Origin of the sequence: Komagataeibacter swingsii (assembly GCF_003207895.1) — a bacterium.
GTDB classification, from domain to species: domain Bacteria; phylum Pseudomonadota; class Alphaproteobacteria; order Acetobacterales; family Acetobacteraceae; genus Komagataeibacter; species Komagataeibacter swingsii.
Genome location: NZ_NKUB01000012.1, coordinates 42,620 through 57,596, shown reverse-complemented (window position 1 = coordinate 57,596; position 14,977 = coordinate 42,620). Strand labels below are relative to the sequence as shown.

At 58.6% G+C, this 14,977-nt stretch carries 14 protein-coding genes; 11 read left to right on the top strand and 3 right to left on the bottom strand.

Going from position 1 to position 14,977, the window contains the following annotated elements:
* Positions 1 to 112 precede the first annotated feature (112 nt).
* From CFR76_RS10615 to CFR76_RS10570, 10 genes are all read left to right on the top strand, one after another.
* Positions 113 to 916, top strand: a complete 804-nt coding sequence (locus CFR76_RS10615; protein ID WP_025440161.1) for a helix-turn-helix domain-containing protein — start codon at positions 113 to 115, stop codon at positions 914 to 916.
* A 248-nt stretch (positions 917 to 1,164) separates the two neighbouring features.
* Positions 1,165 to 2,043, top strand: coding sequence for a hypothetical protein (locus CFR76_RS10610; protein WP_025440160.1), 879 nt, complete (start codon positions 1,165 to 1,167; stop codon positions 2,041 to 2,043).
* Between the two features lie 132 nt (positions 2,044 to 2,175).
* Positions 2,176 to 2,811: a DotI/IcmL/TraM family protein gene (locus CFR76_RS10605; RefSeq protein ID WP_025440159.1), complete on the top strand. Its 636-nt coding sequence runs from the start codon at positions 2,176 to 2,178 to the stop codon at positions 2,809 to 2,811.
* Entirely contained in the window at positions 2,808 to 3,788 is a 981-nt protein-coding gene (locus CFR76_RS10600; protein ID WP_025440158.1) for a DotH/IcmK family type IV secretion protein, read from the top strand. Before CFR76_RS10605 ends, CFR76_RS10600 begins: the two co-directional genes overlap by 4 nt.
* On the top strand, positions 3,788 to 5,026 hold the full coding sequence (locus tag CFR76_RS10595; RefSeq protein WP_025440157.1) for a DotG/IcmE/VirB10 family protein: 1,239 nt from the start codon (positions 3,788 to 3,790) through the stop codon (positions 5,024 to 5,026). Before CFR76_RS10600 ends, CFR76_RS10595 begins: the two co-directional genes overlap by 1 nt.
* Positions 5,027 to 5,704: 678 nt before the next feature.
* Entirely contained in the window at positions 5,705 to 6,259 is a 555-nt protein-coding gene (locus CFR76_RS18425; RefSeq protein WP_244191882.1) for a hypothetical protein, read from the top strand.
* A 17-nt stretch (positions 6,260 to 6,276) separates the two neighbouring features.
* Positions 6,277 to 6,822: a hypothetical protein gene (locus CFR76_RS10585; protein ID WP_025440155.1), complete on the top strand. Its 546-nt coding sequence runs from the start codon at positions 6,277 to 6,279 to the stop codon at positions 6,820 to 6,822.
* Positions 6,823 to 6,915: 93 nt separating this feature from the next.
* Entirely contained in the window at positions 6,916 to 7,386 is a 471-nt protein-coding gene (locus CFR76_RS10580) for a hypothetical protein (protein ID WP_025440154.1), read from the top strand.
* 274 nt (positions 7,387 to 7,660) lie between these two features.
* Positions 7,661 to 8,062, top strand: a complete 402-nt coding sequence (locus tag CFR76_RS18420; RefSeq protein ID WP_232272540.1) for a hypothetical protein — start codon at positions 7,661 to 7,663, stop codon at positions 8,060 to 8,062.
* Positions 8,063 to 8,075: 13 nt separating this feature from the next.
* Positions 8,076 to 11,159, top strand: a complete 3,084-nt coding sequence (locus CFR76_RS10570; RefSeq protein ID WP_025440153.1) for a secretion protein — start codon at positions 8,076 to 8,078, stop codon at positions 11,157 to 11,159.
* Between the two features lie 168 nt (positions 11,160 to 11,327).
* Here the strand turns inward: CFR76_RS10570 and CFR76_RS10565 are convergent, their stop codons facing one another.
* On the bottom strand, positions 11,328 to 12,560 hold the full coding sequence (locus tag CFR76_RS10565; RefSeq protein ID WP_019087396.1) for a type II toxin-antitoxin system HipA family toxin: 1,233 nt from the start codon (positions 12,558 to 12,560) through the stop codon (positions 11,328 to 11,330).
* Entirely contained in the window at positions 12,560 to 12,937 is a 378-nt protein-coding gene (locus CFR76_RS10560; protein WP_019087395.1) for a helix-turn-helix domain-containing protein, read from the bottom strand. The genes CFR76_RS10565 and CFR76_RS10560 overlap by 1 nt, the downstream gene beginning before the upstream one ends.
* A gap of 211 nt (positions 12,938 to 13,148) precedes the next feature.
* Here CFR76_RS10560 and CFR76_RS10555 point away from each other — a divergent pair, with 211 nt between their 5' ends.
* On the top strand, positions 13,149 to 14,309 hold the full coding sequence (locus tag CFR76_RS10555; protein ID WP_025440152.1) for a pyridoxal phosphate-dependent aminotransferase: 1,161 nt from the start codon (positions 13,149 to 13,151) through the stop codon (positions 14,307 to 14,309).
* A gap of 210 nt (positions 14,310 to 14,519) precedes the next feature.
* On the opposite strand, the gene CFR76_RS10550 is transcribed toward CFR76_RS10555, so the two are convergent.
* Positions 14,520 to 14,909, bottom strand: coding sequence for a hypothetical protein (locus CFR76_RS10550; protein ID WP_007396668.1), 390 nt, complete (start codon positions 14,907 to 14,909; stop codon positions 14,520 to 14,522).
* Between the last annotated feature and the right edge of the window lie 68 nt (positions 14,910 to 14,977).

Below are 14,977 nucleotides of genomic sequence, written 5' to 3'. Positions count from 1 at the left end.
TCATGACGTTCCGTCACGGCTGATCCGCTGTCAGGACGCGGCCAGTCGATATCTTCTGGATGTTGGAAGTTTCTTTTGCTGAGGAAAATGCCTGCCGTGAGAGTAAACGAAAATGTCCCATGACAATGGCAAGATGCAAGCCGAGGCTTTATTTGCATCCGGCCAATTATATAAAGACATCGGGGAAATCATTTATGACAGGCGGACGGCGCTTGACTGGACGCAGGTGCACCTCGCCAAACTGGCACGGTTGAATGTATCGGTCATACGGAGCATCGAAGCAGGTCGTCCGGTTTCCCTGGAAACATTATCGGCGCTGCTACGGGTATTTGAAATAGATCCGCGCGATATTCTTCCGCAAGGTGCACCAGAAGGTACATGGTTTGCCCATCTGGATCTGGCGGCATCCGCCACGCAGCTGAAAAAAACCATGAAGCAGTGTTCGGACTACAATCTGGCAATCCAGAAATTACGCGACATTATTGGCAATATTTCAAAGACGTTTAACCTGCCGGAAATACCGGCCAGATTGCCGATCGATCATTATTCACACAGTGTCGCCTTCACCTCGGGGGAACGGCAGGACCTCCTCGAGATATTTGGGCGCAGGATTCAGATCTTCAGGACGCTTCAGGGGGCAACAGCGAGCCAGATCGCCCATAAATCACACGTTTCCCTGACCAGCCTGAGCCTGATCGAAGCAGGACTCAGAAATCCAAGCCTTGAAACGGTTTATCGCATTGCCGAAGGACTGTCTGTCTCCGTTTATTACCTGATCCCGGGAATACATGACGACGCAGACCTTTTGCGTTCCCTGGACATGACCGCGTGGGCAATGTCCGCGCAATCACAACTCGAAGCCCTCGCTGATCTCGAGTCCATTATTGGTCACCTCGACGATATCGCAAACCACTGACCGGGTGCATGAAGGTATGGAGGCTGCCAGGAAAGGGGTCTCCTTTCTTATGGCAGGCACTATGCCTTGGACTGTCCATTCCAGGTGATGTGCCCCGGCTGATCACCAACGCGGACCGGAAACCGCGTCCGGAGTCATATTAGCGCGTTCTGCGCTATTTATTTCTTGACGGTTATATAACGCTTAAGAGATATTATTCCCAAAACACGCAGCCTATCCCGAAAACGCGATGACGAGGGCATACCGCCATGAAGTCAGCATCGTTCGGCCAGGTTATAAAACACGGTCTGTTTACATGGCTTCAGACCTATCCCACGCCAGAAATGACGCGCGCCCTCTATGCCAGGCTGTGCGACGAGGTCCTTGTAGCGACAATGCTTACCCTGACAGTGCAGGAGGTAAAGGAGTCAGTCGCGCAATGGGCCGACCGACCCCAGAATGTTTTTTATGAAGCGCCTGCACGCAGGGGAGCATGGACAAGGACCCAGTTGCTCATCCTTGGCCAACGCTGGCTCTGTGGTGATAAAACCGCCGACATAGCCGAGATGCTTGGCCGCTCGGCCGGGAGCGTGCGTGCAAAAAGAAAGCAGCTTGGCCTGCCACCGCGCATCAGGCTCTCAAAAATACAGGCGGAGACCATACTTGCCGAAAAGCGGAGCGCCATTCCCGCAGATCCCGAAGCTGTCCTGACATGGGAACAGGCCTCCCTGCTTCCTCATGAAGCCCGGCGGGGACGGACATGGCTTGTCAGGAACAGCCTCAACAAGCTGACCCTCACAGGACATACGGGAGGAGACAAGGTACGGTGGCACGAGGCCGCCAACATTGAAATCGCATACCGCCATTTTGCATTTCAGAACCCGCGTGAAATTGCGCGGGACTTCCTTATTTCGGAAAGCGCGCTGAAATCCCAAAGCTGCTGGGAACAGCTTCCGCCACGACGCGGCGCCAAAGTGCCCTGGTTCATTCACGCGAGGGCCGAATATTATATCGGCGAACACCACTACATCCGGCGGGAATGCCTCTGCAAGAGCGGATGCTTTTTCTGGACCACCCGCAAGGGTGGTGACCGGGTCAGCAGACGATACCGCCGCAGCATTGCCGCCACGCATGGCATTGCCGCCTGAGTAGTAGCGGGAACCGTCAAAGAAAAAACGTGCCGGTCGCAAGATAGACTTCCAGCCTGCTCTCATCACCGTCGGGAAATGAGAGTAGAGTGATGACCATCTTTTTTCATGCCCCCGTAAGGGAGGCGCGCCATGCGGCTGTTTAATTCCGCAGTAACCAGGCGCCTTACCGACCCCGACTTTCAGGGGATTGTTGTAGACAGATCACTGCTGCTCAACATCGCACTGGCGGGCGTGGTCATCGTATTCGCGGCGCACGACGCCTATGTCCGTGCACACCCGCCCACACCCCTCTATTTCTACGTTGACGGCCAGAATGCTCCCCGACCGGCCGTGGCCCTCACCAGTCCGGTACTTGGCCAGGACCAGCTTCTCGGCTGGGCCGTCAAATGGGCGATCGCACCCTACAACATCAACTATCGTGATTTTCCAACCCAGATGAACACCGCGGGCGCTCACTACACGCTCAACGGATGGAACACCTTTGCAAAGTCTTTCATTACGCAGGGGAATCTGGCGAAACTCAGGGATGCAAAACTGCTCTGTTATGCGCAGCCGACACGGGCCGCGACCGTACGCGCCGAGACAGTCGTGCAGGGACACGCGCGCTACGTAATACAGTTTCCTTTCATCCAGACCTGCGAAAACGTGAACCAGCAGAATACGCAAATGCTGATGGCAACCGTGACGATTGATCGCGTGGAGGACCTGGATCACCCGGATGGACTGGCCATCGAACAGCTTGTCGTCTCGTCGGGGAGGGAGTGACAACCGTGCGAATTCTTTCTCTCTTTCCGCTGACCCTGTCCGTCCTGCCACTTGCGGCACTCGCGCAGCAGCCATCACAGCCCGGGCCGGCGGCAACGACACCCGCAGACGATCCTGATACAGCAGCCGAAGGTGAGGCCGAGCATGAGGCCATTCCTTTCACCCCCGAAGAAATCCTTCGGCTGGGGGAACGCCTGAAGGACGTGCGTCGTGCCACGGAGCAGGTCGGCACAGAATTCGCGACCCCTAATGCGCGCCCGGCGATCCGTGTCTCCTTTGCGCCTGGTCAGCAGACAAGCCTGATCTTTACGACAAAAGGCTATCCGACCGCATTGTCCTTCGTGGACAGCACGGGACAACCCTGGCCGATCGCATGGAATACGTCTGGCAATTCCGCCAACCCGGACGGCAGCACGAACTGTGCTTCCGGCAAAAGCGGCGCGTCGGCCGGGAATCCTGCGGTTGAGACAACAGGTTTCTATACCTGCGTCCCGTTCAAGGGCTCCAATACCATCAATATCGAACCGATGTCGCTCCAGCCCAGAGGTGGACTGCTCGTAACGCTTCAGAACGCGCCAAAGCCGGTCTCCTTCCTGTTGATCGCGGGACGTGGATCCTATGATGACAACCTGACCGTTCGCATGTCCGAGGGAGGCCCCAATGCCCGGGAGCCGGTCGACAGCCGCCCCGGAGTACCCGCGACAGGCGAGCCTTACATGAACGCCATGCTAAGCGGCATTCCACCAGCGTCAGCCGTTCCGCTGGCCGTCGAGGGTATTTCACCCGATGACGTGCACGCCTGGCGGATTGGAAACGAGGTCTATCTTCGCACGCGCCTTCATCTCATGACGCCCTCCTCGGACAGCATGGAGCAGGGTGAAGGGGGATACACGCTCTATGCCTTCCATGAGTCCCCCGTTGTCCTTCTCTCCGATGCGGGACGGACGGTCTCGGCCCATATCAGGGACGCACAGTGATGAAACCCAGGTTCAACCAGCTGCTCAGTGATGCGTCGCGGGGCGGAAACCGGCGTCTGCTCGCAATCCTTGGGAGTATCGGCACCGTTCTTGGCGTCACGCTGCTCATCTCCACCATCCACCGTAAGGAGCTTCCACGCTCGGACCCCGGCAGGCCGCCCGCTGCCAACCCCCTGCCCGGCGGCCTGAATTCCAATCCACGCCAGCAGGAACTCCGCGAAGATCAGATCCGCGACGAGGCAGACCGGGCACAGACTGCGGGACAGTCGTATTCACCTGATATTGCGCCGGGCACGCCCACCCATCCCGACGACAAGCCTCCCCCGCCCCCGGTCGCCCAGGAGGTCGGGGTGGACGTCAACCCGGCGATGGCCAAGGCCGCCGCAGCGCCAGCCCCACACGCACCTGAGGTCGTGCCAAGCGTTCCCGTCGTACCAGTGCAGACGGATGCAGCCTTCCGTGCTGCCATGCCACGTGACCCGCAGCTCCAGAAGGACGCAATCGCCGTATACAGACATGCGATCATGGATCTTGCAGGCCGTCTTGATGGACGCTTTCCTGTCACAAATGTCCTGTATGAAAAGACGGAAACCGGAAGGGAACAGCAAAAAAACCCAGCGGTCCCTCCTTCCATGACTTCAGCGGCAACTGCAAATTCCCAGACGGCCCTCTCCCGCGTCCTTGTTCCTGCCGGGCGGGGGATTTACGCCCATACGGTTTCAGCAACCAACAGCGATCTCGGGGGAGAAATCATCCTGGAAGCTGATTCAGGTCCACTCGCTGGCGACAGGATGAAAGCATCCGTCAGAAGGGCCGGGGGACATCTGAACAGGCTGGTTGTCCGCGTTGATCAGGTCTTCCATAAGAATGATCCGACCCCGATCCAGGTCGAAGGTATGGTGGTTGCGCCGGACACCATGGAAGCTGCGGTGGCCTCAAGCGTTGACCAGCTATACGTTGAGCGCTTTGTTCTTCCCGCCGCAGCCGCCTTTGTCCAAGGGCTCGGGCAGGCGATCGAGATGACGTCGAACACGACCGGTTCGATCGGAGCCCTCGGCAACGTCAACTACGTCCAGTCACTGAATTTCCCGCAACAACTGGGCGTGGCGGCCGGTGCAGCGGCCTCGCAGGTCAACAGCGCGCTCATGCAGCAGATGCCGACCCAGCCGCGCGTAAATCTTGCCGCTCAGGTCAGTGTTGGCGTGATCTTCATGTCGGACGTCGTCATGAAGAAGTAAGTTTTCGGGCACCGGTCGCATGATATCGGCGAATTCTGCACTCTCTACCAGAAGGCAGCATTCACCATGACCTCAGCCGCAACCGCAACGACGTCCCGGGATCCGTTCAGCGCGGATCGCGGCATTGAACCTGTTCCGTTTCGCAAGCTGGGCACGACGCCCGAGCCTGACCCTTCGCCTGAACCGGACACAATTGCCGAGCCTCTCTCTCCTCACCCGCAACCTGTGACAGCAGCACCTGACAAAAACCGACCCGTTCCACATGCAATAGCCCTTTTCAGGGCGCTTCCGCGTCGCAGGCAGGTCATGATAGCGGGTACTGCCGTCGGCAGTCTGCTCTCCCTCTTCCTCGTGATGGGCATAGCAAAGAGGCAGGCGTCTCCCGTGGGCCAGGAAGTCGGAATGATTTCCGCCCCGCTACCATCAGGCCCCAAAGCGTCTCCCGCGTCGAGGCACTCACCTACATCATCGCCATCATCCCCGGCACCTCAGGTCTCGGCTACAAATGAGGATCTCAAGGCACTTCTTGCGATAAAAAAGCCGCCCCATCCCGCCGGCCTACTACCGGAAACTCCGTCGGCCGAGACAACACCCGCGCAGAAACACGACACTGGCATCGAAAAGGCTGTTACGACGGACGATGCGGTCCAGAAAGCAACCCGCCTGCAAGCGGCTCCCATGACATCGGACGACCAGTTGCAGGTGCTGCAGCTTGTAACGGAAGAAGCAGCACTGGTGCAGCGGACCCGCAGCGACATCGCAGCACTCCGGCAGGATCTTGACCGGCTGCGTATCGCAGATACGGCAAAGGCTTCGGATCTCAACCGCCGGATGTCGCTCCTCGAAGCCAAACGAGCCGTGGCCGACGCCGAAGCGCCCCCGTCAAATGGACCGGCCGCCACACGCGCCGCGGCCGACAAGGCACGGGCAACTCTGGAAGCCGCGGCGGCCGAGCCACAGCCAGCACCAACGCCGCCGCAATCTCCAGCGTCCCGGACAGCGAAAATGCACCAGACGCCTCCTGCTTCGCCCCCAACATGGACGCCGCACTACCGGATACTTGCTGCATCTCCCCAGCTTGCCATGGTGCAGGACGATGCGGCGCCAGCCGGGCAACCGCCACAGTCCGAAATCGAAATCGGCACCGATCTCCGCGGATATGGTCGTGTGCGCGCCATCTCTCAACGCGGCACGATGTGGGTGATCCAGGCTGAACGCGGCATCATCCAGTAAGGCAAGGACACATCGACGTGCAAGGTCTGGTCAACCTCGTCAACGATCTCGCTCTCGCCATGGCCTGGCTGCTGCCAATGGCCTGCTATATTGCGGCATGGATTGCCTTCCTGACCGGGACATGGGGATTATGGCAGCAGCGCCAGCCCCAGAACCCGTTCGTCGGCCGTCCCTGGGTGCCCTGGATCGGGATTGTCCTCTCCGGCGTCTTCGCCACTTTTGACAGGATACTCACAAAATCCACCACCTCTGCCGGTCTCGATACACAGGTTGCGCTGGGAGCCTCTGTCACCGGCTATACGGATGCCGCGACCGGAAGCGTCATTTCCGGGACAGGCCCAGAGGATGCCATCCTGTCAATCGTCAGTAATTTCGCCCTGTTCTTCGAAATGTTCGGCGCCTGGGCGGCGTTCATGGCGGTCGTTGCGTGGAACGCGTCAGCGACCGGAAAAACAAACCGCTCAAAACTCAGTTGCCTCATCCAGTTCGTTTTCGGCGTGATCCTCCTCAATCCCGTCAAGGAAGCAACCTGGATCCTGAGCCACTGGACAACGTCCGGCTAGGTCCTGTCCGCAAAGAAAGCGTTCGAAGTCGCATGTTGCCGACAGAACAATGATTTGGGGGACATGATCCCTCTTTCAACGGAGCCCTCGACCATGAACCTCTCTCGCACAGGCACCACCAGCGCGGCGCGACTGACGCGTCTGGTGACACAACGGGCCGGATACAGACAGCGTGCCGTCACGGCACTTGGCACATTGGCCGTCCCGATCCTCATTGCCAGCCATGCGCTGGCCCAATCCGCAACCGGCAGCGCAAACGGTATCGGGGCCCAGATGCAGGCCACCGCCCAGGAGGGACTGACAGCGGGCGGCTTTGTCGCTGCTGCATGCATGTATGTCGCTGCCTTCATCTGCTTCATCGGCGGCGTATGGGCGGCCTGGCAGAGCCGCAACGAACAGAACCGTTCGCCCGGAAAGGTCGGTATGGCAATCGCCGGCATCGTGCTGTGCGGTCTTTTCGCAACGGGTCCGCAGTGGATCAACAAGGCTGCCAACACCGCGTCCGGTGGCTCGGCAACCGTTGGTACGCAGGCTCAGGCCTATCAATTCACGAGCGGCGGCTAGGAACCCGATCGCAATGGCCCGTCTCACACAGTCTTTCCGGCTGCTGCCGCGCCCATGGGATCCGTCAGCGCCAGACGCCGGGGAGATGGGTGAGCCGGGCCTTTTCACATGTGCGTGCTGCGGCCTGATAACGCCTGGTCGCAGGTTTCCATGGCATGGTGACGGACCCGGGCCTGTCTGCGCCTTATGCAACATCCTGCAGGATCCGACCCGTCCGGCCATTGAACGCGAAGCCGTCCTGATATGGTGGCCGAAACTGCCGCAGGCCCGCATCATGACCTTGACCCGCTGCGCGCATCAAGCCCTCATGCAGACGCTCGGCAATGGGCCAAACGGACAGGATGTCGTCTGGCATCGTGCAATGGACGCGATCGCGTCAGGGTCGGACACCGCGATGATGCCTGCGCAATGCAAAAGCGCTCTCGCTGTGCTCCGCGCTCTGCACGCGCGAACGACCGAAGCCCGGCGGCGGCTGGAGACAACCTTTCCCCGACTGCTGGCGACTGCCCTGCTGATGGCGAACCGGGCTGACCCGCAGATCAATGAAAGCGCGACCGCCCTGATGGACGGCATCCGGCTCTTCCCCCTGGGCCGTCTCCATAACGGCCCCACCGACATCTACCCGGCGCTTGTCAGGGGATGGCTTGATGCCGATCCCCAACCGGTCATGACGTGACAGGATCATATCAATGGGCGGTATTCTTTCCAGTCTGCTGGCCGGCATCAGCCTCGGGCTGCGCCAGCCCCTTGCCTCATTCTGCGATGTGGAAAGTACGCACGGGGACCATCTCATCACCAAACGCGGTGAATATGTCTCCGTACTGCGCATCAATGGCCTGCGTCGCATGTGCACGCGGCAGGAAGTGGAAGCGCTCGCCGAGCAGCAGCGTATAGAATTGCAGGGTCTCCTTGAAGAACGTGGCCATGCCATTGTGGGATGGTATATTTCCGATCCCGAGCGCTCAGGTATCGAGATTGACCGCCTGAGTCTCAATGGTTGCCGGTCCATAGCCAGACAGATCGGAGCGGACCTTTCGGACGTCATCGAAGAGAGGCGCCGACGCTGGCCAAACGTCATGCGCTGGGAGACCACTTGCTATGTCCTGTGGACCCGGCCCAGCGTGCTGACACGTGAGGACCGCAAACAGGTGGCAGAGGAGCGCCGGACCCTTGCCTCCCAATTTCCTCGCGTGGGCAATACCCAACGTTTTGCCCTGCGCTCCGATATCATGGCGGCCCGCCATGAATCGTTCATTTCACGCGTCCAGGCCGCCTTGCAGGGGTTCGACATTTCCTGCGAATTCCTCGGTCCACATCAGGCATTGCAGGTCGCGCGCGAAGCGACCTATCGTGAAACGGCGGGCTCCGCCTGGAAACCGACCTTGTTGGGTGACCGGGTAATGCCACGGCTTCCGGACGATCTGGATGACCCGCAGCCACATCCGCAGGGCCTGCTCTGGCCAGCGATCCGGGACCAGATCTTCAATGCCGACGCCGAAACGAAAGGCGGACAGCTCGTGACCGTGGGGGATTATACATACGCCCCGGTCGACATGACGATTGGCCCAGAGGATCCGCGCCCGTTTTCCGAACTCTCCAGCGTGCTTGGCCGCAAGAGACTGCCGTGGCGCAGCGCCATGATCCTGGAGGGTGGTGGCCGCGCCGCCTTCGGCTTCAAGGAAGCCGGAGCCGGGTTTCTGGCGATGTTTCCCGGAAATAGCGACATTCGACGGGCGTTTGCCGCACTCAAGCTGGAGCGCCAGAAAAACAACCATAATTCCGTGCGGATGCGCATGACCGCCACAACCTGGGCTCCGGTTGGAGCAGAGGCGAAGCTGCGACGGCAGGCGTCGGACCTCTCCCAGGCAATTGATGCGTGGGGCAACAGCAAGACAACGCGGATCTCTGGCGATCCGCTGGAGGCGGCCATGGGTTCTGTCCCTGCCCTGGCGCTCGGTTCGACTGCGACCTCATCGCTCGCTCTTGTCGGTGACGCGTTCTCCATGATGCCGTGGGCACGCAGTGCGTCACCGTGGCAGAGGGGATCCATTCTCTTCCGCAAACCCGATGGTTCAATCTGGCCCTATGATCCGACCGGGGGCGGGCTACGCCCATCCGTCGTAGACATTATCATCGCCCCGCCTGGCGGCGGAAAATCCGTTCTGGCCAATACCATTCTGCTGGGCTTGATCCTCAGCAGCGCCGCGATCAGCAGCCACGGCACGAAGCTCCCCTATATCGGCAAGCTCGATATCGGGCCGTCCTCGCGCGGACTGATCGAGATGCTGCGCAACGCGCTTGGCCCCGAACGCCAGCACGAGGCGGTTTACGTCAAGATGCAGGCAATCCCGGGCTTCGAGGTCAATGTCTTCGATACCCAGGTCGGACTGGAATATCCTCTGCCACTCGAGCGCGTTTTCCTGCAGAATTTCATCTCGCTCCTTGCTACGCCGCTGGATGGCAGGCCGTGGGAGGGCATGGACCATCTGGTAGAGGACGTGATTGATGAAGCCTACCGCCTCTGTACCGGGGTGCAGGGGGGCACGCCCAAAATCTACACTCCGGGGATCGAGCCCGACGTCGATGCCGCAATAACATCGCTGGGCATCAGCCTGCCCCACCATGCGGGAGAGGACGATCCGACATGGTGGCGGGATGTCGTCGATGCCCTTGTCAATCTCAGGGAATACCGCCTTGCAGGTTTTGCCCAGCGCCATGCAGTACCGGTCCTGCAGGATCTGCTGATTGCGGCCCGCAGCCCGGAAATCGAAAAACGCTATTCCAAGATCACCCTGGAAACTGGAGAAAGCCTGATCGACACGTTTGATCGCTACATCATGAACGTGATCAAGAATTTTCCCATGCTGGCGTCCCCGACAAGGCTGGATATGGGGGACGCGCGCGTGATCGTTCTCGATCTTGCCGAGGTGGCACCATCCGGCTCTCCCGCGGCCAACCGCCAGACAGCGCTCATGTATATGCTTGGCCGCCATATCCTGGCCCGGAATTTCTTTCTCCATCCCGATTATGCCGACGACCCGCATATGCCCCCGTCCATGCGGGACTATCATCTCGCCCGCTTCACTGAGATGTATGAAACGACGAAGCGTGTCGACTTCGATGAGTGGCACCGTACCGAACCAGCGCCCCAGGTAGACAAGCAGGCTGTCCGCGACGGCCGCGAGGGGCGCAAGCACAACGTCCAACTCGCCTTCATTTCACAGAACCATACCGATTTCAGCGAGGACCTTTACAAGATATCAACCGCCCGATGGGTCCTCAAATGCGGTGATCAGGAGACGGCAGACAGCCTTATCCGACGCTTTAAGCTGTCCGATGCCAGCGCCTATGTGATCCGCAACGCACTGCCGGGACCGGGAAAGAATGGTGCGCCATTCTTCGTGGACATGTCGGCCGGAGAAGCAAAGTATGAACAGCTTCTGGTGAACGTCCTGGGGCCAATCGAACTCTGGTCTTTCTCGACGACGCCTGGCGACACGGCGCTCCGTTCGCGCCTTTACAAACGGATCCACTTTGCTCGAGCCCTGCGGATGCTCGCCACCGTATTTCCCTCGGGAACAGCAAACAGCGAGATCGAACGCAGAAAAAGCGAGCGCATGAATGTTTTCGGTCTCGCGACCGATGAAGCGTTTGCCGGCGTTCTGGATGAACTGGCGGATGAGATCGTGGAAGGTAGAGGCGTGGCCGCAGGATTGTATGAAACCCTGCGCGCCATTGATGAACAATCGGAACTCGAATTTACCATTGGGTAGAAGGTGACCGATATTTTCCTGACGGCCTCACATCCCGATCATTGCGGACACAATGATGTTGACCATGCTGTTCGATCAATAGCGCGGCGACGTCTGGCAGGGATAGATTCGACAAATTTATGTGTCGTATCTGGTATATTATACGATATTATCAGTCATATGTGACTATCAGATCGTTAGCGCGATCCCGATCTGATCGTTTATGAAGGCGGCTTCATAATGACGCGCCATCGCCCCGGAAACACCAACCTCTCGCAGAACAGGCCTCCACTCATCCGAAATTCGCCGCGCTGTCACGCGGATCATCTGCCGGGCCTCAGCAGGGGTAATTTCGAAGAATTCACACGCCTCCAGTGCCAGACGGATGGACCGATCATGCGGACCGCCCTCCAGTATCGCCGTTTCCAGATGCGGGTTACGGTCGGGTGCTGGATTCACATCGAAAACGGGGGATAACCGCCAGTGTCCAGCGCCCACATAGAGAAATCCGTGATTTTTCAGATGATCGTCCTTATTTGACACGAGAATAGTATAAACCAGACGCAGGAAGAGTTCGCGGAACTCTGCCTGGGGATCGGCGGCATAGGTCCGGATAAAATCGACAATCTCCGTATAGGAACCCAGTTCCGTTCCGGTTTTCCCCAGAGCAGTCCTCGCCGAAATATAAGGAATCCGGCCAGCCCCACGCCGATCAAACCGCTGGATCAGAGCCACAGGAAACGGCGTTTCAGCCAGTTCCAGCCTGACCTCTGGCGTCCGGATTCCGCATGCTCTTGCCAGACGAAGCGTGGCAACTTCAATACGTTCTATTGGCCACTGGTCGTGAACCGAGGTAAATTTTGCAAGCCAGAGCACATCGCCGTCCCGAACATTGGCCTTCGGTCGCGCCCCACCCGAACCACCTGCACCAGCGAGCGCCTGCATATCCCTTTCGGATATGTCCTTGCCCTGTTCATATGCCCGCGCGATAGCCGTAATAGCGGCAAGATCGACCAGACGCGGTATGATGTCATCGGCGCCGCCACGAATGATTTCTCCGTTATCATCGGCGAAACGAAGCGCACCCTGCCGACATACGTCATCCGACAGTGTGAGATATTCAAACTCGGAAAGCCCATTACCGTAGGCACGCTCGAGAAGCCTGCGCCCCCAACTGTCGGGCGCAGCATCAGCAAAGACACCCGCAAGGGCATCGCGCACGTTCCCTGGCTGGCCAGCCGCATGAAACGGCCCAGAGCCAAGGGGAAAGGTTGGCTGGATGGCAAAGGCCCGAGAATTCTCGACCCAGGCCGGATCATAAGTGAAGGTCGAAAACTGCCGTGGACCTGCCTGCGTAAAACGCAGTTGACCCACGGGAGTCAGGCTGTTGCCAAGAACGACATGGGCGCTGAAATCAGGCATCAGAACGAAGCACCGTCCATATCAATAACATCCGCTCCCCCATGCGTGGCCTTATCCTTATCCTGCTGCCTGCGTAACGTGGTCGCAGAAGACCGGCCTCGACGAGGCTGACGTTCAGCAGCCAACGCCAGTCCCAGATCATCCTTGCGGATATCAATCAGGTCGGCCAACCGGTCCAGAAGACCAAGCACGACCAGCACGTCGGCCAGAGTGCCGATCCCCACACCCGGGTCTCCCTTTTCCAGGCGCGCGATGGAACTTGCTGACGTGCCGGCACGAGCGGCCAGGTCGGCTATCGCTATGCCGCGCCGCAGGCGCGCGCCACGAAGGTCACGCCCCAGTCGCTCAAGAGCCGCGCGGGATTTTGGTGAGCCCATTACTATCACTCATATTTGGCATATAAAATGCCTTATAGCATCATATATGGAATTCTGTAAACTCCACAGCCTCTGCCCTTCACAACACGTTCCTGGCAGGAACTGGCACGTCGCGTAGAAAACGGTGGGCAGGCCGCCTGATTTCCAAGGGCGGTTTCTGGTCGCAGGGCGATCATCACCCTATAAGTCTATTTTTCACCTTGAGGTCATGATGCCTGTTCCGCCAATCGATCCCTTCCACGCGCTGTCCATCAGCGCACTGGCGCATGAACTGGCCGCGCAGGGGCGCAGCATCATTCATATGGAATTTGGCCAGCCTTCCACCGGCGCGCCAAGCGCGGCGATCGAACGCGCCCAGCACGTACTGGCGACCGACCCCATGGGCTATTGGGAAAGCCAGCCCCTGAAGGAACGGATCGCCCTTCACTATGACGAAACATATGGCGTTTCGCTCCAGCCTGAACAGATTATCCTGACCTGTGGCGCATCACCCGCGCTGGTTCTGGCGCTCATGACCAGTTTTGTGCCCGGCGCGCGTGTGGCCATGGCGCGACCGAGCTATGTGGCCTACCGCAATGTGGTACGCTCACTCCATATGGAACCGGTCGAAATCCCATGTGGGGAAAAAGAACGCTTCCAGTTGACCCCCCATGCCATTGCAGAGCTTGATCCCGCTCCCGACGGGCTGATCCTGGCCAGTCCGGCCAACCCCACCGGTACCATCCTGTCTGCAGATGAAATACGGCGCATTGTTGACGTCTGTCGCGCGCACGGGATCTGCATCATATCGGATGAAATCTATCACGGCCTGAGTTTTGGCGAACGCGCGCACAGTATTCTGGAATATGATCCCGATGCGCTGGTGGTAAACAGTTTTTCCAAATACTTCAGCATGGCGCCGTGGCGGCTGGGGTGGCTGGTTGTCCCGCCAGCCAAGGTGGAAGCCGCCCGCGCGCGGATGGGTAATCTGTTCCTGCCGCCCGCCGCCCTCAGCCAGCACGCGGCCCTTGCCGCCTTCGACTGCCGCGATGAGCTTGAAGGGCATATGGAAACCTACCGGCGCAATCGTGACCTGCTGTTGCGTGCCCTGCCCGAAATGGGGCTGCGCCATATCGCGCCACCAGATGGAGCGTTCTATATCTATGCCGATATCCGGCATCTGACGGATGACAGCATGGCGTTTTGCAAGCGCCTGTTGCTGGATACGGGTGTTACGACAGCACCGGGCATTGATTTCGACCCCATAGACGGGAAATACTTCATCCGTTTCAGCTTTGCGGTCGCAACGGAACAGATTGAAGAAGCCATCCGCCGCATGGTCCCATGGTTTCGTCACCAAAAGGACCGCTTACCCGTCAATGCAGTGACTTAAAGGGGGATATACGTCTGGAGCGCGTATAGCTGTGTTTCTGATCAGGAGACATGCGAATACGCACTTACCGCGACCCACTACTACGGACCATGCAGGTGGTTTCTTCCAACTTAAGTTCTGCGACACACGTCTTGATTATAGTCAGCCCCGGCTGCATGCCTTACCCAGATCAATACATTCATACCAAACCATTAACTGCCTGCGATATTACTACCTCAAGCCACTGCTGGAACTGAAATGCGAGGTGGCAAAACTATGCTTCAGCACGATCCCGTTACTCAACACAACAGTCAGCATCTTGCTTTTGTTATTTGATCTTTCTCCAAGCATGCCAAGCCCGACTACGTCCTGCGCTATTGAAAGACCATCCTCCCTGCCGGACGTAAAACTATAAATCCAGACCTCATAACCATCTTCATAGGTTTTCTGCCCCGGTTCACCGTAAATCTGACGCACCTGGGATGAAGTTGTCACACCATCATGAATATTCTGATCAACTTCCGCGATGGTTGTTTTTTTTATGGAAGCATCACCCGTGGACGAACAGGCACTCGTGCCTGCAATGATCGCCATCACGATGGCCGTTCTGATGATCTTCATCCTGCACTCTACCCTCTCGGCTACATATCATCGACATACCTCATTGTGTCCCATCGATACAGATTGTT

What these genes read in the sequence shown, in the direction of transcription:
- CFR76_RS10615 (WP_025440161.1), top strand. Translation starts at nt 113, where the DNA reads ATGTCCCATGACAATGGCAAGATGCAAGCCGAGGCTTTATTTGCATCC.
- CFR76_RS10610 (WP_025440160.1), top strand. Translation starts at nt 1,165, where the DNA reads ATGAAGTCAGCATCGTTCGGCCAGGTTATAAAACACGGTCTGTTTACA.
- CFR76_RS10605 (WP_025440159.1), top strand. Translation starts at nt 2,176, where the DNA reads ATGCGGCTGTTTAATTCCGCAGTAACCAGGCGCCTTACCGACCCCGAC.
- CFR76_RS10595 (WP_025440157.1), top strand. Translation starts at nt 3,788, where the DNA reads ATGAAACCCAGGTTCAACCAGCTGCTCAGTGATGCGTCGCGGGGCGGA.
- CFR76_RS18425 (WP_244191882.1), top strand. Translation starts at nt 5,705, where the DNA reads ATGACATCGGACGACCAGTTGCAGGTGCTGCAGCTTGTAACGGAAGAA.
- CFR76_RS10580 (WP_025440154.1), top strand. Translation starts at nt 6,916, where the DNA reads ATGAACCTCTCTCGCACAGGCACCACCAGCGCGGCGCGACTGACGCGT.
- CFR76_RS18420 (WP_232272540.1), top strand. Translation starts at nt 7,661, where the DNA reads ATGACCTTGACCCGCTGCGCGCATCAAGCCCTCATGCAGACGCTCGGC.
- CFR76_RS10570 (WP_025440153.1), top strand. Translation starts at nt 8,076, where the DNA reads ATGGGCGGTATTCTTTCCAGTCTGCTGGCCGGCATCAGCCTCGGGCTG.
- CFR76_RS10565 (WP_019087396.1), bottom strand. Translation starts at nt 12,560, where the DNA reads ATGCCTGATTTCAGCGCCCATGTCGTTCTTGGCAACAGCCTGACTCCC.
- CFR76_RS10560 (WP_019087395.1), bottom strand. Translation starts at nt 12,937, where the DNA reads ATGGGCTCACCAAAATCCCGCGCGGCTCTTGAGCGACTGGGGCGTGAC.
- CFR76_RS10555 (WP_025440152.1), top strand. Translation starts at nt 13,149, where the DNA reads ATGCCTGTTCCGCCAATCGATCCCTTCCACGCGCTGTCCATCAGCGCA.
- CFR76_RS10550 (WP_007396668.1), bottom strand. Translation starts at nt 14,909, where the DNA reads ATGAAGATCATCAGAACGGCCATCGTGATGGCGATCATTGCAGGCACG.